General features: G+C 68.8%; 20 protein-coding genes. 9 read left to right on the top strand and 11 right to left on the bottom strand.

Annotation, left to right across the window (positions count from 1 at the left end):
* Window positions 1-86 precede the first annotated feature (86 nt).
* Window positions 87-773, top strand: a complete 687-nt coding sequence (locus tag BKK81_RS17310) for a Fe2+-dependent dioxygenase (protein ID WP_071015502.1) — start codon at window positions 87-89, stop codon at window positions 771-773.
* A 58-nt stretch (window positions 774-831) separates the two neighbouring features.
* Here the strand turns inward: BKK81_RS17310 and BKK81_RS17315 are convergent, their stop codons facing one another.
* Window positions 832-1743: a LysR family transcriptional regulator gene (locus BKK81_RS17315; protein ID WP_071015504.1), complete on the bottom strand. Its 912-nt coding sequence runs from the start codon at window positions 1741-1743 to the stop codon at window positions 832-834.
* A 133-nt stretch (window positions 1744-1876) separates the two neighbouring features.
* Between BKK81_RS17315 and BKK81_RS17320 the strand changes: the two genes are divergently transcribed.
* Together BKK81_RS17320 and BKK81_RS17325 are read left to right on the top strand one after the other, a co-directional pair.
* Entirely contained in the window at window positions 1877-2269 is a 393-nt protein-coding gene (locus BKK81_RS17320) for a tautomerase family protein (RefSeq protein ID WP_071015506.1), read from the top strand.
* A 101-nt stretch (window positions 2270-2370) separates the two neighbouring features.
* A complete protein-coding gene (locus BKK81_RS17325; protein ID WP_071015508.1) occupies window positions 2371-3204 on the top strand; it encodes an aldo/keto reductase in 834 nt (277 codons plus the stop codon).
* 71 nt (window positions 3205-3275) lie between these two features.
* Here the strand turns inward: BKK81_RS17325 and BKK81_RS17330 are convergent, their stop codons facing one another.
* The gene (locus BKK81_RS17330; protein ID WP_071015510.1) at window positions 3276-3683 is read right to left on the bottom strand and encodes a hypothetical protein; all 408 of its coding nucleotides are present in this window, start codon (window positions 3681-3683) and stop codon (window positions 3276-3278) included.
* Between the two features lie 428 nt (window positions 3684-4111).
* Between BKK81_RS17330 and BKK81_RS17335 the strand changes: the two genes are divergently transcribed.
* The 3 genes from BKK81_RS17335 (at window position 4112) to BKK81_RS17345 (ending at window position 7369) form a co-directional block, all read left to right on the top strand.
* Entirely contained in the window at window positions 4112-4696 is a 585-nt protein-coding gene (locus BKK81_RS17335; protein ID WP_071015512.1) for a BPSL1445 family SYLF domain-containing lipoprotein, read from the top strand.
* 108 nt (window positions 4697-4804) lie between these two features.
* Complete coding sequence (locus tag BKK81_RS17340; protein ID WP_071015514.1) at window positions 4805-5704, top strand: recombination-associated protein RdgC; 900 nt, start codon at window positions 4805-4807, stop codon at window positions 5702-5704.
* Window positions 5705-6172: 468 nt separating this feature from the next.
* Entirely contained in the window at window positions 6173-7369 is a 1197-nt protein-coding gene (locus BKK81_RS17345; RefSeq protein ID WP_071015516.1) for a ribonucleotide-diphosphate reductase subunit beta, read from the top strand.
* A gap of 99 nt (window positions 7370-7468) precedes the next feature.
* On the opposite strand, the gene BKK81_RS17350 is transcribed toward BKK81_RS17345, so the two are convergent.
* Window positions 7469-8299: an AraC family transcriptional regulator gene (locus tag BKK81_RS17350; RefSeq protein WP_071015518.1), complete on the bottom strand. Its 831-nt coding sequence runs from the start codon at window positions 8297-8299 to the stop codon at window positions 7469-7471.
* 86 nt (window positions 8300-8385) lie between these two features.
* On the opposite strand from BKK81_RS17350, the gene BKK81_RS17355 reads away from it, so the two are divergent.
* Window positions 8386-9012, top strand: a complete 627-nt coding sequence (locus BKK81_RS17355) for a glutathione S-transferase family protein (RefSeq protein WP_071015519.1) — start codon at window positions 8386-8388, stop codon at window positions 9010-9012.
* Between the two features lie 56 nt (window positions 9013-9068).
* Here the strand turns inward: BKK81_RS17355 and BKK81_RS17360 are convergent, their stop codons facing one another.
* The 7 genes from BKK81_RS17360 to BKK81_RS17390 form a co-directional block, all read right to left on the bottom strand.
* Window positions 9069-9398, bottom strand: coding sequence for a DUF190 domain-containing protein (locus tag BKK81_RS17360; RefSeq protein WP_071015521.1), 330 nt, complete (start codon window positions 9396-9398; stop codon window positions 9069-9071).
* A 229-nt stretch (window positions 9399-9627) separates the two neighbouring features.
* Window positions 9628-12558 carry a ribonucleoside-diphosphate reductase subunit alpha gene (locus BKK81_RS17365; RefSeq protein WP_071015523.1) on the bottom strand — a complete coding sequence of 977 codons (2931 nt, stop codon included), beginning with the start codon at window positions 12556-12558 and terminating at the stop codon, window positions 9628-9630.
* 452 nt (window positions 12559-13010) lie between these two features.
* Window positions 13011-13634 carry a 1,6-anhydro-N-acetylmuramyl-L-alanine amidase AmpD gene (gene ampD, locus BKK81_RS17370; RefSeq protein ID WP_071015525.1) on the bottom strand — a complete coding sequence of 208 codons (624 nt, stop codon included), beginning with the start codon at window positions 13632-13634 and terminating at the stop codon, window positions 13011-13013.
* Window positions 13627-15300, bottom strand: a complete 1674-nt coding sequence (locus BKK81_RS17375; RefSeq protein ID WP_071015527.1) for a sigma-54-dependent transcriptional regulator — start codon at window positions 15298-15300, stop codon at window positions 13627-13629. The genes ampD and BKK81_RS17375 overlap by 8 nt, the downstream gene beginning before the upstream one ends.
* A 65-nt stretch (window positions 15301-15365) precedes the next feature.
* Window positions 15366-17429: a sensor histidine kinase gene (locus tag BKK81_RS17380; RefSeq protein ID WP_071015529.1), complete on the bottom strand. Its 2064-nt coding sequence runs from the start codon at window positions 17427-17429 to the stop codon at window positions 15366-15368.
* Window positions 17426-17686, bottom strand: coding sequence for a PP0621 family protein (locus tag BKK81_RS17385; protein ID WP_071015531.1), 261 nt, complete (start codon window positions 17684-17686; stop codon window positions 17426-17428). Before BKK81_RS17385 ends, BKK81_RS17380 begins: the two co-directional genes overlap by 4 nt.
* An 8-nt stretch (window positions 17687-17694) precedes the next feature.
* Window positions 17695-18600, bottom strand: coding sequence for a cytochrome C assembly family protein (locus BKK81_RS17390; RefSeq protein WP_071015533.1), 906 nt, complete (start codon window positions 18598-18600; stop codon window positions 17695-17697).
* Window positions 18601-18682: 82 nt separating this feature from the next.
* On the opposite strand from BKK81_RS17390, the gene ffh reads away from it, so the two are divergent.
* Window positions 18683-20071, top strand: coding sequence for a signal recognition particle protein (gene ffh / locus BKK81_RS17395; protein WP_071015535.1), 1389 nt, complete (start codon window positions 18683-18685; stop codon window positions 20069-20071).
* Window positions 20072-20149: 78 nt separating this feature from the next.
* A complete protein-coding gene (locus BKK81_RS17400) occupies window positions 20150-20692 on the top strand; it encodes a hypoxanthine-guanine phosphoribosyltransferase (RefSeq protein WP_071015537.1) in 543 nt (180 codons plus the stop codon).
* Here the strand turns inward: BKK81_RS17400 and BKK81_RS17405 are convergent.
* On the bottom strand, window positions 20676-21296 hold the full coding sequence (locus BKK81_RS17405; protein WP_071015540.1) for a LysE family translocator: 621 nt from the start codon (window positions 21294-21296) through the stop codon (window positions 20676-20678). The genes BKK81_RS17400 and BKK81_RS17405 overlap by 17 nt on opposite strands.
* Window positions 21297-21423 lie beyond the last annotated feature (127 nt).

Below are 21423 nucleotides of genomic sequence, written 5' to 3' on the forward strand. Positions count from 1 at the left end.
GCAAGCGCCGCGGCGGGCCGCCACGGCCCGTCCGGCGCCTGCCCGGCCCTCGAGGCCGGAACGCAGCAGAACCCGCGAGAATCCGCATGTTGCTCCGCATTCCCAAAGTGCTCGACGCCGAACAGCTGGCGGCGCTGCGCGGCCGGCTCGACCAGGCCGGCGCGGCCTGGGTCGATGGCCGTGTCTCGGCAGGCTACTCCGGCGCGCCGGTCAAATCCAACCAGCAGATCGACGAGCGCACGGAAGTGGCGCAGGACTGCCAGCGCCTGATCCTCGGCGTGCTCGAGCGGCACCCCTTGTTCATCAGCGCCACGCTGCCGAATATCGTCTACCCGCCGATGTTCAACCGCTACGGCGAGGGCATGACCTTCGGCCCGCACGTGGACGGCGGCGTGCGCATCCACCCGCACGACGGCCGCAAGCTGCGCACCGATATTTCCGCCACGCTGTTCCTGTCCGACGCGGCCAGCTACGACGGTGGCGAATTGCAGGTGGAGGACACCTACGGCATGCACAGCGTCAAGCTCGATGCCGGCGACCTGGTGGTCTACCCGGCCACGAGCCTGCACCAGGTCACGCCGGTCACACGCGGTGTGCGCGTGGCGAGCTTCTTCTGGATCCAGAGCCTGGTGCGCGACGACATGCAGCGCAGCCTGCTGTTCGACCTCGACAATGCCATCCAACGGCTCAATGCCAGCGATGCCGATGCGGTCGCCCGCCGCACCCTGGTGGGCTGCTACCACAACCTGCTGCGCCAGTGGAGCGAGACCTGAGCGAGACCCGGTCAAGGCCTGAGCGTCAGCGCCACGGCGTACCGGCCTGCGCCGGCGTCTAGCCGAGCTGTTCCGCCAGCGCCGCGCGCACCTGCCCGACCAGTGGCGCCTCGCCCGCGCGTGCCGGCAGCAGGAAGAACTCCGCCGGCGGCAAGGGCGGCAGGCGCAGACGCGCCTGCGTGCGCGCATCCAGCGTGGCGATGCCCGGTCCGATCGCCGAGGCATTGAGGCAGGACAGGCCGAGGCCGGCCGCCAGCGCCAGTTGCAGGCCGGCGACACCGGAAGCCGAGTGCATCACCACATACTCGAGCCGGCGCCGCCGCAACAACTGCACCACATACTGGTGCAGGGAGCAGGTGTCCGGCAGCAGCACCAGCGGCAAGGGCACGCCCAATGCCTCGCTATCGCCTGGCGCCGCGACCCAGGCCAGGGTGTCGCGCCGCAGCACCGTGCCCGCCCCGGCCTTGCCCGTGCGACGGCTGCCATCGCGCGGGCGGGCGCGCCCTTGCGCCGCCGGTGCCAGCCGCATCGACAAGCCGATGTCGAAGCTGCCGCCATCCACCTCGGCTTCGATCATCGCGCTTTTCATCACCGTCACGTGCAGCCGCAACTGCGGGTAGCGCTCGCGCAGGCCGCGCAGCATGGCCGCGATCTCGCCGGGCCGGAAGTAGTCGGTGACCGCCAGGCGCAGCTCGCCTTCCAGCCCCTGCCCGCGCAGGTCCTGCAGCGCCATCTCGCTGAGGGCGAGGATACGCCGTGCATGCTCGAGCAGGCGCCGGCCCGCCGGCGTGGGGACTGCGCCCTGCTTGCCGCGCGTCAGCAGCGGCACGCCGGCGCGCGCTTCCAGCTTGCGCAGCTGCTCGCTCACCGAGGACTGCGAAAGGTACAGCCTCGGTGCGGCAGCCGACAGGCTGCCTGCCTCCGCGACCGTGACGAAGGTACGCAACTGGTCGAGATCGAACCCACGCATCGCAGCCCCCATGATCCATATTCTCCGATAGATGTTATCGCATCTTCCCGCTTTTCCGATGGATATGGCCTCCCTAGAATGAACCCATCCCAACCCACTGCCCGCCAGCGGGCACGCCACCGGAGCCATCACCATGCCGCACATCGACCTGCAGATCTCGGGCACGCCGGACGCCACGCTCACGCGCCGCAGCGCAGCCACAGTGGCCGATCTCACCCAGCGCGTACTCGGCAAGAAGCCCGAGGTGATCGCCATCACGGTCCGCTACGTCGCGCACGCCGACTGGATCATCGGCGGCCGCTCTCTGGCGGAGCAGGACCGTAACGCCTTCCATCTCGACATCAGCGTGACCGACGAGACCAACACCAAGGCCGAGAAGGCCGAGTTCCTGCGCAAGGCGTTCGCGGCCCTGTCCGAGTTGATCGGCAAGGTCCATCCCTGCTCCTACATCCACGTCATCGACGCGCGCGCCGCGGCCTACGGCTACGGCGGGCTCACGCAGGAATACCGCCACCAGCACGGCTGACCCGGCGCGGCGCGCGATCTCGCATCCGACTACCATGTGGGAATGTGCGGCGTGGGCGCGGTGGGCGCGCACGCGCTGCACCGACCTGACAGGAAATCCGTATGCAGACAGTCATCCTGCCCGGAGGGGAGGCGGTGCCCGCGCTCGGCATGGGCACCTGGAACATGGGCGAAGACCCCGGCGCACGCACCGAAGAGCTCGCGGCACTGCGCCTCGGCCTGGACCTGGGCATGACCCTGATCGACACCGCCGAGATGTACGGCGAGGGCCGCTCCGAGCAACTGGTCGGCGAGGCCGTCGCCGGTCGCCGGGACGGCGTCTTCCTGGTCAGCAAGGTCTACCCGCACCACGCCGGCCGGCGCGAGGCGGTGGCCGCCTGCGAACGCAGCCTGCGGCGCCTGGGCACCGACCGCATCGATCTCTACCTGCTGCACTGGCGCGGCCAGGTACCGCTGGCCGAGACCATGGAAGCCTTCCTGGCGCTGCGCGCGGCCGGCAAGATCCGCCACTTCGGCGTCAGCAACCTGGGCCTGGACGATATGCAGGAACTATGGACAGTCCCGGGCGGACGGGACGTCGCCGCCAACCAGTTGCTGTACAACCTGAGTCGACGCGGCATCGAATGGGACCTGCTGCCCTGGCTGCGCGAGCATCAGGTGCCGCTGATGGCCTATTCCCCGCTGGAGCAGGCCCGGCTGCTGCGCCGCCCGGCGCTGGCGGGATTCGCGACGCGGCACGGGATCACCCCCGCGCAGGCGGCACTGGCATGGCTGCTGGCACGCCCGGGCGAGATCGCCATCCCGAAATCGGCCAATCGCGCGCGGGTGCGCGACAACGCCGGCGCGCTGGCGCTCCGGCTGGACGCGGCCCAACTGGCCGAACTCGATACCTTGTTCGTGCCGCCCGCCGGCCCGTCCGCGCTCGCCATGATTTAGAGGCCTGGCCTTGGGTATTGGGTCTTGAATACATGGACCAGCCCGGCGGGCACAGGGCTCCTCAGGGCTCTTCAGCGCGCGGTACGGGACCGCTCGCTCTCGATATAGCGCACCAGATAGGCACGCGTCTTGGCTTCGGTATCGCGGCCGACCTGGTTGGCGGCCTGGCGTGCCGAATCGCGGCCGTGCGAAGACACCATCTGTGCATCCAGGTAATCGCGGAAGGCGACGCGGACTGCCTCCAGCTGGGCGCGGCAGGCCTTCAGCGCATCGTCGGCCAGTGCCTGGGCCGTGCCGCTGCGCGGGAGTTCGGCATCCGCCTGCCGCCGGGCACAGTCGGTGTAGTCACCGCGCAACGCCTGCCAATGCGCATTGGCGGACTCATTGGCAGACTGTGGAGCCTGCCCATCGACCGGCGGGCGCGACGCGCAGGCGGTCGCCAGCAAGCCGGCGGCGAGGAGTATGGGAGCGAGTTTCATGCTCCATCGACCGGTGCACCGGGGCAGGGTTCCCTGACGGTACAAAGTCTTACCGATCAGGCCCGCGCCGCAGCGCGGCTGGCGCTACCCCACGGGCGTAGGACGCATCCGCGGCCAATTCCAGACACTGTCCTACAGCGCGCCGGCGCACGGCTTTGTAGACTGCGAAGGGCAGATCCGGCCACCGCGGCGGCCGCCCCCTGTCCTGGATCAAACCCAGCCGCCACCGCGGGAACCGGGCCGCGCGAAATGCTGGATACTGGAACACGTCGCGCTGTGTGGCGGCCCAGGCTCTCGCCATCGCTTCGGGACGCAGGCAGGCCCGGGGCCGGCAGCGTGCCGAAGACATGCAGGAATCAGCGGGGAGCGCGCCGGTGCGCTGGCGGCGGCGCGGCGTGGATTGTGGTTCCATCAACAGGAGAATGACAATGCAACGGAGATCGTTTCTGGCAATCGGCACCGGACTGGCGGTGGCGGCATCCGGCATGCTGCTCGGCGCCTGCACCACCACCTCGAACAGCGCGTCCACGGACAAGGTGGCCAAGCGCCGCGAGATCAATGCCGCCGTCGACGGCTCGCTCGACAAGCTGTATGGCAGCGTGAGCGGCTCGCGCGAACTGGCGGCACGCTCGCGCGGCATCCTGGTCTTCCCCAACGCGGTTTCCGCCGGCTTCATCGTCGGCGGCCAGTACGGCGACGGTGCCTTGCGCGTGGGCGGCAGCACGCGCGGCTACTACAACATCGTGGCCGGCTCGGTGGGCTGGCAGATCGGCGCGCAGTCCAAGGCCATCATCCTGATGTTCATGACCCAGGAGGCGCTCGACAAGTTCGTCGCCAGCCAGGGCTGGACCGCCGGCGTCGACGCCACGGTCGCGCTGGCCAAGGTCGGCGCCAACGGCGTGCTCGACACCAACACCGCGCAGCAGCCGGTGGTGGGCTTCGTCGTCACCAACGCCGGCCTGATGGCTGGCCTGAACCTCGAAGGCAGCAAGATCTCCAAGATGGACCTGTAGCCGGGCCTCCCTCCGGTCCCATGCGCGGGACGTTCGCGCGGCGCGGCAAGCACATTGCCGCGCCCGCCGCGCGAACGGATAGAATTCGTCCCTTTGGCCGAATTCTCTATGTGGTTCAAGAACCTGCAGTTGCACCGCCTGAGCGCGCCTTGGTCCCTCAGCGCGGATGACGTCGAAGCCTGCCTGTCGAAGCATGCCTTCTATCCGGGCACCAGCCTGGAGATGCAGACGCAGGGCTGGGCATCGCCGCGCGAGAACGGTGCCCTCGTGCACCAGGTGGGCAAGCAGATGCTGCTGACCATGCGCGCCGAGAAGAAGCTGCTGCCCGCCACCGTCGTCAACCAGGTGACCAAGGCGCGCGCCGCCGAGATCGAGGAACAGCAAGGCTTCAAGCCTGGCCGCAAACAGTTGCGCGAGCTCAAGGACCAGGTCACCGAGGAACTGCTGCCGCGTGCCTTCAGCATCCGGCGCGACACGCGCGTGTGGATCGATCCCGTCAACGGCTGGCTGGCCATCGACGCCGCCGCGCCGGCCAAGGCGGACGAAGTGCGCGGGCTGCTGTTCAAGGCCATCGACGGCCTGGCCATGCAGACCCTGCAGGTCAACCAGTCGCCGGTGGCCGCCATGACCGACTGGCTGGCGACCGACACCGCGCCCGCCGGCTTCTCGGTGGACCAGGAAATCGAGCTGCAATCGAGCAATGAGAGCAAGGCCACGGTGCGCTACGTGCGCCATCCGCTCGACCCGGAAGACCTGCGCCGCCATATCGCCGCCGGCAAGCGCTGCACGCGCCTGGCGATGACCTGGAACGACCGCGTTTCCTTCGTGCTGACCGAGTCGCTGGCGGTCAAGCGCGTGGCACCGCTGGACATCATCAAGGAACAGGCCGACAGCGGCGCCCAGGACGAGGACGAGCGTTTCGACGCCGACTTCACGCTGATGGCCGGCGAACTGTCCGGCCTGCTGGGCGACCTGGTCGGGGCACTGGGCGGCGAGCGCAGCGCCTGAAGTCTGACGCGCGCCGGGGCACCTGCCCCGGGGGTACTACTACGGGTAGTACCCCGGCCCGCGCTCCACGCGGTTGCTGCGCGGGCCGCCAGCCCTTTGCCCAGGCGGCCCGGCGGCAGCCGGCAGGCGGCCCATAGCCACCGCCATCGACACTAGGGATAGTGGCAGAACATCCAGACCAGACTACGGATAGTGTTTATTTCCGCTTTTTTCCTTTTCCGTACCGGACCCCGATGCTAGAATCCCGGCATCCACTTCACGAGGGAGCAGCAATGCGACAAGCCATGCCGTGGTCCCATCCGAGCGCCTGCCACGACCCTCGCCGAAGTGACACCGACACAGGCCGTAGCGGCTAGCACGCCGCACGGACCGCACCGCTGGCACAGGCCGGCGGATAACCGCAGCGACGGCCGCGCCAAGGCGCGCGACACCGTCCGCAACCGAAAAGCATCCACGGAGAGAATCGCCATGCTGAGCTGGGACGATGACGTTCAAGCCACCCCGCAGGCTGCCCCGCAGCCTGCCCCGCAACCCGCGCTGCAAGCGGCGCCGTCTAGCGCCGACCAGCTCGGCACGCTGCCGCCGGCCGCCACGCAGCCGGGTGGCATCCTGGGCGACAACCCGAACGCCGCCGCCGCGCAGAGCAAGCGCCGCGTCAATGCCGCCGACAAGCGCGTCATCAACGGTTCCACCGACGTCAACCAGCTGGTGCCCTTCAAGTACAAGTGGGCCTGGGAAAAGTACCTGGCCGGCTGCGCCAACCACTGGATGCCGCAGGAAATCAACATGTCGCGCGACATCGCGCTGTGGAAGGACCCCAACGGCCTGACCGAGGACGAGCGCCGCATCATCAAGCGCAACCTGGGCTTCTTCGTCACCGCCGACTCGCTGGCCGCCAACAACATCGTGCTGGGCACCTACCGCCAGATCACCGCGCCGGAATGCCGCCAGTACCTGCTGCGCCAGGCCTTCGAGGAGGCCATCCACACCCACGCCTACCAGTACATCGTGGAGTCGCTGGGCCTGGACGAGGCCGAGGTCTTCAACGCCTATCACGAGGTGGCGTCGATCCGCGACAAGGACGAGTTCCTGATCCCCTTCATCGACACGCTGACCGACCCGTCCTTCAAGACCGGCACGCCCGAGAACGACCAGAAGCTGCTGAAGTCGCTGATCGTGTTCGCCTGCATCATGGAAGGCCTGTTCTTCTACGTGGGCTTCACGCAGATCCTGGCGATGGGCCGCCAGAACAAGATGACCGGCGCCGCCGAGCAGTACCAGTACATCCTGCGCGACGAATCGCTGCACTGCAACTTCGGCATCGACCTGATCAACCAGATCAAGCTCGAGAATCCGCACCTGTGGACCGCCGAGTTCAAGGCCGAGATCACCGAGCTGTTCAAGAAGGCCGTCGACCTGGAATACCGCTACGCCGAGGACACCATGCCGCGCGGCGTGCTGGGCCTGAACGCGCCGATGTTCAAGGGCTACCTGCGCTTCATCTGCAACCGCCGCTGCCAGCAGATCGGCCTCGAAGCGCTCTTCCCGAACGAGGAGAACCCGTTCCCCTGGATGAGCGAGATGATCGACCTGAAGAAGGAGCGCAACTTCTTCGAAACGCGCGTGATCGAGTACCAGACCGGCGGCGCGCTGTCCTGGGACTGATCGGCACGGGTCCGGCGCCGCGCCGGACCGGAAGCCCGAACGAGGCGACGCCGTTGGCGTCGCCTTTTTTCTTGTGCCCGCACCGGCCGCTGCCGCCGTTCAGGCTCCCGCCTCCTGGCGGCGATAGGCGTGCGGCGGCTGGCCCACCAGACGCTGAAAATCGCGCGTGAAGTGCGCCTGGTCGTAGTAGCCGAGACTCTGCGCCAGTTGTGCCAGGTCGACCGCTTCGCCGCCCGCCAGCCGGTCGGCGGCTTCATGCAGCCGGTAGCGCCGGACCACCCACTTCGGGCTCACGCCCAGATAGTCGGCAAAGCACTGCTGCAGGGCCCGCACGCTCATGCCGGCCCGCTCCGCCAGCGCTTCCACCCGGGTCAGCAGCCCATCCCCGGCGGCCTGCGCCAGGATGGCCTGCAGGCTCTCCACGCGCGCATCCGGCGGCGGCAGGCGGGGCTGCAGGAAGTCCGCCGCGGCAGCGACCATGGCGGCATCGTCTCCGGCTTCGAGCACCGCGCGCTCGAAGCCGGCAGCCGCCTCGTCATCGAGACCGGCGAATACCGCCGGCAACGGCAGCACGCGGTCGGTGACGGTGTGCACGGGCCGGCCCAGCACGGCGCGGAAGGCGCCGGGACGGAATCGCAGGCCCAGCGCGCGGCCCCGGCCAGCCAAGGTGTAGTCGAAGGCGCCGCGCACCACGCCGAAGAGCGCAGTGCGGCCGGCGTCGAACACGAGATTGACGCAGGGATAGGGCAAGGTTCGCTGCGTGTAGGCAGGCTGGCCGCGCAGATCCCACTCCACCAGCCAGGCATGGTCGAGAAAGGCTGCCAGGCCGGCCGGCGGCTGGTAGCGCGCCAGGCGGAATTTGCGGCTGGCCGACGTTGGCGCGACAACGCCCTTGGGCCGTTCGGTCACGGGCCGCAGCGGCGTGCTCATGCGCGTTTTTCCAAGACCGGAAGGACGCGCACGCCTATAAAAACAATCCGGAGTTCTTCCCTCACCTCGTTCCTGCGGAGTCCGCGATGTCTACGAATCGTCATATTACGCTGTTCCACGCCCCTAACAGCCGCTCGGCCGGCGCGCGCATCCTGATCGAGGAACTCCAGGCCGAGCACACGCTGCAGGTACTCGACCTGAAGGCCATGCAGCAACGCGAACCGGCCTACCTGGCGCTCAACCCGATGGGCAAGGTGCCCGCGCTGCGCCACGGCGACAGCATCGTCACCGAGCAGGCCGCGATCTTCCTGTACCTCGCCGAACTCTACGCGGAGCGGGGCCTGTCGCCTGCGCCGGGGGATCCGCTGCGCGGCGCCTACCTGCGCTGGATGGTGTTCTACGGCTCCTGTTTCGAACCGGCCATGGTCGATCGCGCGATGCAGCGCGAAGCGGGCCCGGCCAGCATGTCGCCCTACGGCAGCTATGAGGCCGTGGTCGGCGCGATCGAACAGCAATTGCAGCCAGGTCCCTGGCTGCTCGGCGAACGCTTCACTGCGGCGGACGTGTTGTGGGGCAGCGCGCTCGGCAGGATCTGCGCTTTCAAGCTGATGCCGCGCTCGCCGGCGGTTGGCGCCTACCTGGAGCGCTTCCAGGCGCGGCCGGCCGTGCAGCGGGCGCAAGCGCTGGATGCGGAGCTGGCCGCAAAAGCCTGAGCAGGGCGGCCCCGTACCAGCCCTGGGACGCGCCTGCCACCCCGGCGACGCCCGGCTCAATGCGCGCGCGCCCCGCCGCCTGCGAGGCCGAACTCCACCGGAGAACGCGTATAGAAGATCTCCACCGGCTCCTCGGCAAGCCGCGCGAACAGGGCATCGGCCTCCGCCGCGGTCGCGATCAACGTGATCTGCTCCGGCCGGTCGGTCAGTTCGACGAAGTGCCAGCTGTGCAGCCGGTGATGGTGTCCGATGCCCTCGGCCGCCACCAGGTGCGTCGCGCCCTGCAGCTTGAGGTCGCGCATCACCTCCATCAGCCAGTGGGAAAGCTGCTTGCCGCGGTGCCGCCGGCTTTCGACCGTGTACAGGGTGATCTGATAGCCTTCCACGATATGCCCCCATGCCGCCGCGCGGCACGACGCAGGCGCGTGCCCGGCGCGGCTCCTGTTCCAGTCTAGGCGACCCCCGGCCGGCCGACGGCGGGGCCGCCGGCAACCCGAAACCCGGCGCACCAATGGAAACGGGCCGGTGCCGGGAAACCCCGGCACCGGCCCGTGCTGGCTGGGAGCACCGCCGCAGCCGTCCGGCTGCGGCGGGCCCGTGCCCTGCCCTACCGCCTTACTGGCAAGCCTCGCATTCCTCGAAGCCGGGGTCGCCCGGACGCATCGTGCATACCGCGCCCTCGGCCTCCGGCATGGCCGGGGCCGATGCCGCGGCGGCGTCCAGCGCGGAGCCGCCGTCGCTGCCCGACGACACGGCGTTCAGCGAGCCGCGCGTCACCGTGGACTTCTCCACGTGGGTGGCCGCCATGGTGCGCAGGTAGTAGGTGGTCTTCAGGCCGCGCAGCCAGGCATGCTTGTAGGTGTCGTCCAGCTTCTTGCCCGATGCGCCGGCCATGTAGATGTTCAGCGACTGGGCCTGGTCGATCCACTTCTGGCGACGGCTGGCCGCTTCCACCAGCCAGCTCGGCTCCACCTCGAAGGCCGTCGCATAGATATCGCGCAGGTCCTGCGGGATGCGGTCGATGCGGGCCAGCGAGCCGTCGAAGTACTTCAGGTCGGCGACCATCACCTCGTCCCACAGGCCGCGTGCCTTCAGGTCGCGCACCAGGTAGTCGTTGACCACGGTGAACTCGCCCGACAGGTTCGACTTGACGTACAGGTTCTGGAAGGTCGGCTCGATACAGGCCGACACGCCGATGATGTTCGAGATGGTGGCCGTCGGCGCGATCGCGATGCAGTTCGAGTTGCGCATGCCGTGCTGCTTGATGCGCGCGCGCAGGCTGTCCCAGTCCATGGTCGAGGACAGGTCCACGTCGAGGTAGCCGCCGCGCTCCTCGCCCAGCAGCTTGAGCGAGTCCTGCGGCAGGATGCCGCGATCCCACAGCGAGCCGTCGTAGCTGCTGTAGCGGCCGCGCTCTTCGGCCAGTTCGGTCGAGGCCTGGTACGCGTAGTAGCACACCGCTTCCATCGAGGTGTCGGCGAACTGCACCGCGGCGTCGCTGGCATAGGGCAAGCGCAGCACGTGCAGGCAGTCCTGGAAGCCCATGATGCCCATGCCGACCGGACGATGGCGCAGGTTGGAATTGCGCGCCTTGTCCACCGCGTAGTAGTTGATGTCGATCACGTTGTCGAGCATGCGCATCGCGGTGCGGATGGTCTTCTGCAGCTTGGCGTGGTCGAGCACGTAGCTGCCGTCGGCCTGCTGCTTCAGGTGCGCCACCAGGTTGACCGAGCCGAGGTTGCAGACCGCGATCTCGCTCTCATTGGTGTTCAGCGTGATCTCGGTGCACAGGTTGGAGCTGTGCACCACGCCCACGTGCTGCTGCGGGCTGCGGATGTTGCAGGGATCCTTGAAGGTGATCCACGGATGGCCGGTCTCGAACAGCATGCCCAGCATCTTGCGCCACAGCTGCACCGCCGGGATCTTCTTGAACAGCTTCAGCTCGCCGCTGGCGGCCTTGGCCTCGTAGCCCAGGTAGGCCTGCTCGAAGGCCTTGCCGACCTTGTCGTGCAGGTCCGGGCAGGTCGACGGCGAGAACAGCGTCCATTCCGCGTTCTCCATCACGCGCTTCATGAACAGGTCGGGAATCCAGTTCGCCGTGTTCATGTCGTGCGTGCGGCGGCGGTCGTCGCCGGTGTTCTTGCGCAGCTCGAGGAATTCCTCGATGTCGAGGTGCCACGTCTCCAGGTAGGCGCACACCGCGCCCTTGCGCTTGCCGCCCTGGTTGACCGCCACCGCGGTGTCGTTGACCACCTTCAGGAACGGCACCACGCCCTGCGACTTGCCGTTGGTGCCCTTGATGTGCGAGCCGAGCGCGCGCACATTGGTCCAGTCGTTGCCCAGGCCGCCGGCGAACTTCGACAGCAGCGCGTTCTCCTTCAGTGCCTCGTAGATGCCTTCCAGGTCGTCCGACACGGTGGTCAGGTAGCACGAGGACAGCTGCGAGCGCTGGGTGCCCGAGTTGAACAGCGTCGGCGTCGACGACATGAAGTCGAACGAGGACAGCAGCTGGTAGAACTCGATGGCACGCGCCTCGCGGTCGGCCTCGTTCAGCGCCAGGCCCATGGCCACGCGCATGAAGAAGGCCTGCGGCATCTCGATGCGCACTTCATCGATGTGCAGGAAGTAGCGGTCGTACAGCGTCTGCAGGCCGAGGTAGTTGAACTGGAAGTCGCGCGAGGCGTCGAGCGCCGCGCCCAGGCGGGCCAGGTCGAAGGTGGCCAGCTTCTCGTCGAGCAGTTCGGCCTGGATGCCGCGCGCGATGAACTTCGGGAAGTACTCGGCGTAGCGCGTCGCCATCTCGGCCTGGGTCACCTCGGCGCCGAGGATTTCCTTGCGGATGGTGTGCAGCAGGATGCGGGCGGTGACCTGGCTGTAGTCCGGGTCCTTCTCGATCAGGGTACGCGCGGCCAGGATGGCCGAGTCGTAGACCTGGCTCATCGGCACGCCGTCATACAGGTTCTTCAGCGTTTCCCGCAGGATCGGCTCGGCACTGACGCTCTGGCCGAGGCCGCTGCAGGCGTTGTCGATCAGCGCATGCAGCGCGGCCAGGTCCAGCGGCCTGCTCTGGCCGCCGTCGGTGACGTTGACCGTCACGCCGCCCTGCTGCACGCGGGCCACCGCCTGGGCGCTGGCCTGGGCGCGCTCCTGCGTGCGCTTCTCGCGGTAGAGCACGTAGGCACGGGCCACCTCGTGTTCGCCCGAGCGCATCAGCGCCAGCTCGACGTGGTCCTGCACATCCTCGATATGGAAGGTACCGCCGTTCGGACGGCTGCGCAGCAGCGCGCGCACCACGCCCTGCGTCAGCTGCTCGACCAGCTCGCGCACGCGCGCGGAAGCGGCGCCCTGCCCGCCGTTGACGGCGAGGAAGGCCTTGGTCATGGCCACCGTGATCTTGCTGGGCTCGAATGCCACCACGGCGCCGTTGCGCCGGATGATCTTGTGATCCTGGTAGCCGCTGTTAGCGGCGGCAGTCGACTGCTGGGGCGCTGCAGCGCCGGCGGGATTGGCCACGCCGGCTGTGATTTCGTTCTGGGCCGTCTGCATGAAGCACTCCTGTTTCCCGGGGTGAAAACGACAGAGTCCCCAGCAAATGCGCACTGAACAATCCCACCGCCGGCACGGGGCCGGAACGGCAAGCGGCTTGCTACATCTGCAGGGGACTCGAAAGACTGGACGCCCGGTGTCCCGGGCCGCCGGCCGCGCGATGCCTGCATCGCGACGGCTGCGTCCCCTGAGTCACATCCAGGCGAGCACGCTGCCCGACCACTAGATATAGTGGCCGGATCAGAAAACTGGACTAAGTATAGTGAAACGACACGCGTTGACCAGTCTTGACAACTTAGTTTTTGCCGAGCGGTGCCGGCCTTGCGCGCTGCCGCATGGCCGCCAGGCCGCATAGCGCAAGGCTTGGGCGCCGCATGGTGCGGGGGCGCATATTGTAGAGAAATTTTTTCGATTGGCCGACGGCAGCCGATAGCCACAAGCACCGTCAGGATTCACTTGCCAGCCGGCCTCACCGTGCGGTAAGGCAGCAGCGCCGGCGCCAGGCCAGCCTCGCCGGCCAGCCGGTCCCAGTCGAAGTGCGGGCCCGGATCGGTCTTCCGTCCGGGCGCGATGTCGCTGTGACCGGCCAGCGCGCCCACCGAGGGGTAGGCTGCCAGCAGCTCCCGCACCAGGGCGGCCACCGTGTCGTACTGGGCGGCCGTGAACGGCAGGTCGTCGCAGCCCTCGATCTCGATGCCGATGGAGAAATCGTTGCAACGCTCCCGGCCGAAGAAATCGGACAGGCCGGCATGCCAGGCGCGCGCATTGCAGGAGACGAACTGGATCAGCTCGCCATCGCGCGCAACCAGGAAGTGGGCCGACACGCGCACGTCGTGGATGGTGGCGAAGAAGGGATGGCGAGTGGCGTCGAGCCGGTTCTGGAAGAAGGCCTCGATGTCGCCGCTGCCGAACTGCCCGGGCGGCAGGCTGATGTTGTGCAGCACCACCAGCCCGACCGGCATGCCGGCGGGACGCTCGTCGAAATTCGGCGAGTCCACGCGGCGCGCCGCCGCCACCCAGCCGTCGGCGCCGGGACGCAATGCGGGCCGCAGGTACCTGGAACGCCGCTCAGCCATCGTGCCTCCCTGTGGCCAGCGGGTCGGTGCATCCCGATATCTCGGTGCCCTCGATGCCGTCCGCCGCATCTAGGGCCTCGCCCGCTTCCTCGCGCCCGTCGCCGCGGATGCCGAGTTGCTGGATGCGGTAGCGCAGCTGGCGGAAGCTCAGGCCCAGCAGCGGCGCCGCCGCCGTGCGGTTGAAGCCGGTCTGCTGCAGCGCCTGCAGGATCAGGCTGCGCTCCAGCGCCTCCAGCCGCGCCGGCAGGTCGATCGGGAAGACCACGGGCGCGCCGATCGCGCCGATCGCATCGTCGGCCAGCACGACCGACGCGGACGCGGTCGGCACCGGCACCGGCTCCGGTGCCGCCGGCAGTCCGGTGGGCAGGGCGACGGGCGCCAGCGCGGGCGCTGCCACCGGCGCCCACAGCGCGCCGCCCGGCCACGGCGCATAGTAGGCCGCGGGCGCGGCGGGCGGCGCCAGCAGGCCGGGGCGCTCCGTGCCTGCCTCCAGCGGCCCGAGATCGGCCACGTCGATGTGCTCGCCCTCGGCGAAGGCGTAGGCCCGCTCCAGCAGATTCTCCAATTCGCGCACGTTGCCGGGAAAGCGGTAGGCCGACAGCCGCTCGAGCGCCGCCGGCGACAGCCGCTTGGCGCGCGGGTCGCCGTAGCGGCCGGCCAGGTGGGCGAGAATGGCCCGCGCCAGCACCGGCACGTCTTCCGCGCGCTCGCGCAGCGTGGGCATGCGCAGTTCCAGCACGTTGAGGCGGTAGTAGAGATCCTGGCGGAACTGGCCCGCCGCCACCATGGCGGCCAGGTCCTTGTGGCTGGCGCAGACCACCCGCACGTCGACGAGATCCTCGCGGCTGGCGCCGATCTTGCGCACACGCCGCTCCTGCAGCGCACGCAGCAGCTTGACCTGCATCGCCAGCGGCAGGTCGGCCACCTCGTCGAGCATCAGCGTGCCGCCGTTGGCGGCATGGAAGAAGCCGCCGCGTTCGCTGTCGGCCCCGGTGAAGGCGCCCTTGACGTAGCCGAAGAACTCTGACTCCATCAGCGTCTCCGGAATGGCCCCGCAGTTGACTGCCACGAACGGATGCGCCGCGCGCGCGCTGATGGCGTGGATGGCGCGCGCGGCACGCTCCTTGCCGCTGCCGGATTCGCCGCTGATCACGATGGGCGCCATGCTGCGCGCCAGCCGGGCCAGCGCGCGCCGCACCTCCTGCATGGCCGCCGAATGGCCCGGCAGCAGGTCCGCGGCCCGGTTGGCGGCATCGCCCGCCGACACGTCCGCGCCGTCGCGCTGCTGCCGGCCGAGCGCGTTCAGGATCAGGTTGCGCAACTGCTCCAGCGAGACCGGCTTGGCGATGTAGTCGAAAGCACCGGCCTTCAGTGCCTCGACCGCATTGTCGGCGCTGCCGTAGGCCGTCAGCACGGCCACCGGCACGCGCTCGGGCGCGCTCGACAGCTGCCGCACGATCTCGATGCCGAGTCCGTCGCCCAGCCGCATGTCCGTCAGCACCAGGCTGTAGTGCCCGCGGGCCAGCTTTTCGCGCGCCTCGGCCAGCGAGCCGGCCAGCACCACGTCATGGCCCATGCGGCGGATCGAGATGTCGAGCAGTTCGCGCAGATCGGCTTCGTCGTCGATGACGAGGATGGGATCGGGGCCGGAAGGTCGGAACGGCATGGGCGGCGTGCGGTGGAGTGGGCGCTGGGTCGCGTGGTCGGTCTGGACGGGAGGCTCGGCCGGCCTCAGGTGCCGCCGGTCTCCGGCGTGTCGATGCGCAAGGTCAGCACGAAGGCCTTGGACGGCAGTGTATCGCGCGCGGCCGGCGCCAGCATCCCCGTGCGCTCGAGCAGCGCCTCCAGCGAAATGGTGCCGTAGCGCACCTGGGCATCGTTGGCGCCGCACAGCTCGCGCGCCATGAACAATCCCAGGCCGGTACCCTGGGCATTGCTGGTGAAGAAGGGCTCGAACAGGCTGCGCTGGTGCTCGCGCGAGACCTCGCTGCCATCGTTCCAGACGATCAGCTCGGCATGGTGCTGGTCCAGCGCATGCGCCAGCAGGCGGATCGCGCCGGGCCGGCGGCTGCAGTAGCGCCAGGCGTTGTCGAGCAGGTTGCCGACCACCTGTTGCAGCTGCGACGGCTCGAAGATGACCGGCCTGGCCACATCGACCGTCAGGCGGATGGCATTGGCATTGACTTCATGGCCGGGGCCCGCAGGCGGCGCCGCGCCGGCCACCGCCTCGGCGCGCGCCGAGCGCGAGCGCATCTCCGCGCGCCAGCGCGCCACGATTTCCGGCAGCGCCTTGTTCAGGTCCACGGCACTGCGCTCGGTACGCGGGCGGCGCGACATCTGCAGCACGTCCGAGACCACCTGGTCGAGCCGCCGCACGTTGTCGCTGATGATGCGCAGCAGGCGCGCGTCGACGTCGCCCTCGGCCCGCGCGCCGCGCCGTCCGGAGTCCGCCAGCAGCTCGCTGGCCTGGCTGATCGCCGCCAGCGGATTGCGGATCTGATGCGCCACGCTGGCCACCAGCCGTCCCATCGCGGCCAGCTTCTCCTGCTGGACCTGCTCGGCGATGCGCTCCCAGCTCTCGATATGCACCAGCACGGTGTCGCGCATCTCGCTGCGCAGCAGGGCTTCGTCCTCGGGACTCCAGGACATCGCCTCGTTCTGCGCGATGGCCAGGCGCAGGCGCGCAGCCGCCTCGGGCGACATCTCGTTCCAGGCCGCCGTGCGCATCGACGATGCCGAGCCCAGGGTGTGCGTCGACAGGGACGCGGCGAAGGTGGAGCGCAGGCCGGCCACGCCCGGCAGCAGGAAACGCAGGCGCAGGCGGGTGTGCAGGATGGGCCCGCCGCCCGAGGAAGGCCGCAGCGGCAGGGGCAGCAACTGCAGGATGCGCGGCGCGTCGTCGCGGCTGCGCAGCCAGTCGCGCAGCATTTCCGCCAGCGGCTGCAGCCGCGGGATGCGGCGCAGGTCGAACAGGATGGCTTCGCGCTGTGCGCCCGCCGCGCGCGGATCGCCGCCGCGCTCGGCGGGCTGCACGCCGAGCAGCACCACGGCGGCCGGATTGGCCGCTACCACGGCACCATTGGCGCGCAGCAGCATCACGCCGTCCTGCATGTCGTTGACCATCAGCCGGTTGACCAGCTGCTGCAGCCGCAGCTCGCGCTCGCGCGCCAGGGCCAGCTGCTCCTGTGCCAGCTGGCGGTTGGCCAGCAGGTACATCAGCAGCGCCGCGATCATGAACACCAGCCCGTAGAGGCCGGCGCCAAGCAGCGCGGGCGCGGTCTGGCGCGCCACCAGCGTCTGCATCATCGGCTCGCCCAGCACCGTCAGCGCCGACACCGCGGCGGCGAACAGCGCGAACGGCAGGCTGGTCAGCGCACCGGCCTCCAGCGCCGGCAGCAGGAAGATCATGGCCAGCCCGTCACCATGGCGCCCCAGGGCGTGGAACAGCAGCGCCAGCAGCAGCAGGTCGGCCAGCACCTGCAAGCGCACGCGGAAATGAAAGCGGCGGCGCCACAGCGCGGCGGCAGCCATCGCCAGCGCCAGCGCGAGGTAGGACAGCACCAGGCGCATCGGGCTGGCCCAGGTCCACGGCGCCTCCGGCAGGGCCTGCAGCATCTCGCCGCGCTGGGAGGGCAGCCAGATGTAGCCGAGCAGCAGCAGCCCGACGGCCAGACGCGTCCAGCAGAAGTAGTGCAGCAGGCGCCAGTGGAATTCCGGCGGCTCGGCCTGCTGCCAAGTCTGCAGCATGGCATGCAGCACGCCGGCTGGCGGCGCGGCGGGCTGCCGGGTCTTCATGCGGGCGGGCCGCTGTCGTCCGGCAGGTGGCTGCGCCGGCAATAGTGCAGGCCACGATAGGCGATCGCCTCGCTGCGCGGCAGATGCACCCCGCAGCTCGCGCACGGCACCATCGCCTCGCTGGCACTGCCGTCATCGGGGGAGGGCCTGGCCGAGCGCGCCGCCCGGCGCTCCGCGCGCAGGCGTTCCTCGGCGCGGTTGCGCAGCCACCAGAACATGCCCAGCACCACGGCCAGGAGAAGGAAGATGCGTGCCATGCCGGGCCTCAGACGCGATGCAGGATCACTTCGATGACGAAGCGGCTGCCGACGTAGGCCAGCAGCAGGATGCCGAAGGAGGCGATCACCCAGCGCAGCGCGGCGCGCCCGCGCCAGCCGTAGAAGCGCCGGCCGATCAGGATGCCGCAGAACATGCCCCAGGACAGCAGGGCGAAGACCGTCTTGTGGTCGAGCCGGAAGGCCCGCCCGAACAGTTGCTCGGAGAACAGCAGGCCCGAGGCAATGGTCAGCGTCAGCAGCACGAAGCCGGCGCCGATCAGGCGGAACAGCAGCTTCTCCAGCGTCAGCAGCGGCGGCAGCAGGTCCAGCCAGCGGCCGAGCCAGCGCGGCTCGCCCGCGCCCCCGCCCACCGGACGGTTGAAGCCGTGCAGGCGGCGCTCGGCCAGCAGCATCAGGAAAGCATGGAAGGCGGCCAGGGTGAACAGCCCATAAGCCACGTTGGCGATGATGAAATGCAGCTTGAACAGCGGCTTGGCCGCATAGCCGAGGATCTGCGAGCCGGGAAAGACCAGCGGCATCAGGCTGGCCAGCAGGGCCACCGGGATCACGATCAGGCCGAGCCCGGCCAGCGAGAAGAAGAAACTCTCGATCCAGTAGATGCCCACGCCCAGCCAGAGCATGGCCGACAGCGCGTAGGCGAAGCCGAACATCATGTGGTCGGCGGGAAAGATGGTCTCGTGCAGCAGCAGGCCGTGGCTGGCCAGGGCCCCCACCATCAGCAGGTGCCACCAGGGCGGCTGCGCCTCTCCCGCGCCGGATGCGCCCGCCATCAGCAGGGCCGAGCCGCCACCGCCCTGGGCCAGGGCGGCCAGCTGGGCATGACGCGCCGCCCAGCCGTGATAGGCCAGGCCGCAATAGAGAAGTGCCGTCAAGGCATACAGTACAATGGCCATTTGCACAGTTTACCCTAGCGCCCTGTACTGGTGGCGCCGCGGTAACGCCGCGCCCGGGCGCCAAACCTCCCCCTTTTCTGCCATGCTGGACAATCTCACTCAACGCTTGGCGCGGGTCGTCAAGACCATGCGCGGCGAGGCTCGCCTGACCGAGGCCAATACCGCCGAAATGCTGCGCGAAGTGCGCCTCGCCATGCTCGAGGCCGACGTCGCCCTGCCCGTCGTGCGCGAGTTCATCGCGCGCGTGAAGGAAAAGGCCATGGGCGAGGAGGTGGTCTCCAGCCTCACGCCGGGCCAGGCCCTGGTCGGGGTGGTGCAGCGCGAGCTGACCGCGGTGATCGGCGGCGAGGAAAGCCTGCAGGGCAAGAGCGCCGAACTGAACCTGGCAGTGCAGCCGCCCGCCATCATCCTGATGGCCGGCCTGCAGGGCGCGGGCAAGACCACCACGGTGGGCAAGCTGGCCAAGTGGCTCAAGGAGAACAAGAAGAAGAAGGTGCTGACGGTCTCCTGCGACGTCTACCGCCCCGCCGCGATCGCCCAGTTGAAGACGGTGTCCGAGCAGGTCGGCGCGGAGTTCTTCCCCTCCCAGCCGGACCAGAAACCGGTCGACATCGCACGCGCGGCGCTGGACTGGGCGCGCAAGCACTATGCCGACGTGCTGATCGTCGACACCGCCGGCCGCCTGGGCATCGACGAGGCGATGATGCAGGAGATCGCCGCGCTGCACGCCGAGCTCAAGCCCGCCGAGACCCTGTTCGTGGTCGATGCCATGCTGGGCCAGGACGCGGTCAATACCGCCAAGGCCTTCAATGACGCGCTGCCGCTGACCGGAGTGGTGCTGACCAAGCTCGACGGCGACGCACGCGGCGGCGCTGCGCTGTCGGTGCGCCACATCACCGGCAGGCCGATCAAGTTCGTCGGCGTCGGCGAGAAGCTCGACGGCCTGGAGCCCTTCTACCCCGATCGCATGGCCCAGCGGATCCTGGGCATGGGCGACATCCTCGCCCTGGTCGAGGAGGCGCAGCGCGGCGTCGACATGGAAGCGGCCGAGAAACTGGCCAAGAAGATCAAGAAGACCGGCGACTTCGACCTGGAAGACTTCAAGGCACAGATCGGCCAGATGAAGAAGATGGGTGGACTGGGCAGCCTGGTGGACAAGCTGCCGGCCCAGTTCGCGCAGCAGGCCCAGGGCGCCAACATGGACCAGGCCGAGAAGCAGGTGCGCCGCATGGAGGGCATCATCAACAGCATGACGCCCGCCGAGCGCGCCAAGCCGGACCTGATCAAGGCCAGCCGCAAGCGCCGTATCGCCGCCGGCGCCGGTGTGCCGGTGCAGGAAGTCAACCGGTTGCTCAACCAGTTCGATCAGATGCAGGGCATGATGAAGAAGCTCAAGGGCGGCGGCATGATGAAGCTGATGCGCTCGATGGGCGCCATGAAAGGCGGCATGAAAGGGTTGTTCAACCGCTGATTCCCTGCCCGCGCGGGGCCGCTCCCCGCGCACCGCCCCCACGCCCCCACGCCAAGAAACGAGATAGGAAGAACCATCATGATGACCGCCGAACAGGCCCGCGAACTGTGGGCCAATTCCGAGGAAATCGTCAGCGCAGAAGCCGTGCAGGCCTCACTCGACCGCATGGCAGCCGAGATCACCGCCAAGATCGGCGACACCTTCCCGCTGGTGCTGTCCGTGATGGGCGGCGCCGTGGTCTTCACCGGCATGCTGCTGCCCAAGCTGGCCTTCCCGCTGGAATTCGACTACATCCACCTGTCCCGCTACAACAACAAGACGGTGGGCGGGGAAATGCAATGGCGCGTGGCGCCGCGCGAATCGGTCAAGGACCGCGTGGTACTGGTGCTCGACGACATCCTCGACGAAGGCGAGACCATGGCGGCCATCCGCCAGCGCATCATGGACATGGGCGCGCGCGAGTTCCACGCCGCCGTGCTGTGCGAAAAGACGCTGGCCAAGGCCAAGCCCATGCATCCGGACTTCTGCGGCTTCACCGTGCCGGACCGCTATGTGTTCGGCTGCGGCATGGATGCCAAGGGCTACTGGCGCAATCTCGGCGCCATCAGGGCCTTGCGCTGAGGATAGGCCACAGCGAGGCGAGCAGCAGCAGCGCCATCGCCACATTGAAGACCCGCAGCACCCGCGGGTCGGCCAGCCAGCGGCGCAGCGCCGAGCCGAACACCGCCCACATGGCCACGCTGGGCAGGTTGATCACGGCGAAGATCCCCGACAGCAGCAGGACGTTGACCCACAGGTTGCCGTGCAGCACATAGGTGCTGCACGCGCCCACCGCCATCACCCAGGCCTTGGGATTCACCCACTGGAAGGCCGCCGCGCGCAGGAAGCCCATCGGCCGCGCCACGCTGCGTTCCTGCACGCCGCCGCCCGTCGCGAGCTTCCAGGCCAGCCATGTCAGGTACAGCGCAGCCGCCACGCGCAGGACCTGCCAGGTCCACGGCAATGCCGTGAACAGCGAGCCCAGGCCCAGGCCCACCAGGGCTACCATCAGCGAGAAGCCCAGGCTGATGCCGAGCAGGTGCGGAACCGTGCGGGCGAAGCCGAAGTTGACGCCGGAGGCCAGCACCATCGTATTGTTGGGACCGGGGGTGACCGAGGACACCAGCGCGAAGCCGCAGAAGGCGGCGAAGACGCCGGAGCCGGCAGCGAGCTGAAGCAGTGCCATGAGAGGACTCCGTCTTAGGGGCGAAAAGCAGGGGATGAAAACGACCTGCTCAGTCTAGCGACGGTTACCAGCACAGTACCGGTACACTTTTCCACAAATGTACCGGCATGGATATCGGATGCGACCG

Origin of the sequence: Cupriavidus sp. USMAHM13, from assembly GCF_001854285.1 — a bacterium.
Taxonomy (GTDB): domain Bacteria; phylum Pseudomonadota; class Gammaproteobacteria; order Burkholderiales; family Burkholderiaceae; genus Cupriavidus; species Cupriavidus malaysiensis.

What these genes read in the sequence shown, in the direction of transcription:
- BKK81_RS17310 (WP_071015502.1), top strand. Translation starts at nt 87, where the DNA reads ATGTTGCTCCGCATTCCCAAAGTGCTCGACGCCGAACAGCTGGCGGCG.
- BKK81_RS17315 (WP_071015504.1), bottom strand. Translation starts at nt 1,743, where the DNA reads ATGCGTGGGTTCGATCTCGACCAGTTGCGTACCTTCGTCACGGTCGCG.
- BKK81_RS17320 (WP_071015506.1), top strand. Translation starts at nt 1,877, where the DNA reads ATGCCGCACATCGACCTGCAGATCTCGGGCACGCCGGACGCCACGCTC.
- BKK81_RS17325 (WP_071015508.1), top strand. Translation starts at nt 2,371, where the DNA reads ATGCAGACAGTCATCCTGCCCGGAGGGGAGGCGGTGCCCGCGCTCGGC.
- BKK81_RS17330 (WP_071015510.1), bottom strand. Translation starts at nt 3,683, where the DNA reads ATGAAACTCGCTCCCATACTCCTCGCCGCCGGCTTGCTGGCGACCGCC.
- BKK81_RS17335 (WP_071015512.1), top strand. Translation starts at nt 4,112, where the DNA reads ATGCAACGGAGATCGTTTCTGGCAATCGGCACCGGACTGGCGGTGGCG.
- BKK81_RS17340 (WP_071015514.1), top strand. Translation starts at nt 4,805, where the DNA reads ATGTGGTTCAAGAACCTGCAGTTGCACCGCCTGAGCGCGCCTTGGTCC.
- BKK81_RS17345 (WP_071015516.1), top strand. Translation starts at nt 6,173, where the DNA reads ATGCTGAGCTGGGACGATGACGTTCAAGCCACCCCGCAGGCTGCCCCG.
- BKK81_RS17350 (WP_071015518.1), bottom strand. Translation starts at nt 8,299, where the DNA reads ATGAGCACGCCGCTGCGGCCCGTGACCGAACGGCCCAAGGGCGTTGTC.
- BKK81_RS17355 (WP_071015519.1), top strand. Translation starts at nt 8,386, where the DNA reads ATGTCTACGAATCGTCATATTACGCTGTTCCACGCCCCTAACAGCCGC.
- BKK81_RS17365 (WP_071015523.1), bottom strand. Translation starts at nt 12,558, where the DNA reads ATGCAGACGGCCCAGAACGAAATCACAGCCGGCGTGGCCAATCCCGCC.
- ampD (WP_071015525.1), bottom strand. Translation starts at nt 13,634, where the DNA reads ATGGCTGAGCGGCGTTCCAGGTACCTGCGGCCCGCATTGCGTCCCGGC.
- BKK81_RS17375 (WP_071015527.1), bottom strand. Translation starts at nt 15,300, where the DNA reads ATGCCGTTCCGACCTTCCGGCCCCGATCCCATCCTCGTCATCGACGAC.
- BKK81_RS17380 (WP_071015529.1), bottom strand. Translation starts at nt 17,429, where the DNA reads ATGAAGACCCGGCAGCCCGCCGCGCCGCCAGCCGGCGTGCTGCATGCC.
- BKK81_RS17385 (WP_071015531.1), bottom strand. Translation starts at nt 17,686, where the DNA reads ATGGCACGCATCTTCCTTCTCCTGGCCGTGGTGCTGGGCATGTTCTGG.
- BKK81_RS17390 (WP_071015533.1), bottom strand. Translation starts at nt 18,600, where the DNA reads ATGGCCATTGTACTGTATGCCTTGACGGCACTTCTCTATTGCGGCCTG.
- ffh (WP_071015535.1), top strand. Translation starts at nt 18,683, where the DNA reads ATGCTGGACAATCTCACTCAACGCTTGGCGCGGGTCGTCAAGACCATG.
- BKK81_RS17400 (WP_071015537.1), top strand. Translation starts at nt 20,150, where the DNA reads ATGATGACCGCCGAACAGGCCCGCGAACTGTGGGCCAATTCCGAGGAA.
- BKK81_RS17405 (WP_071015540.1), bottom strand. Translation starts at nt 21,296, where the DNA reads ATGGCACTGCTTCAGCTCGCTGCCGGCTCCGGCGTCTTCGCCGCCTTC.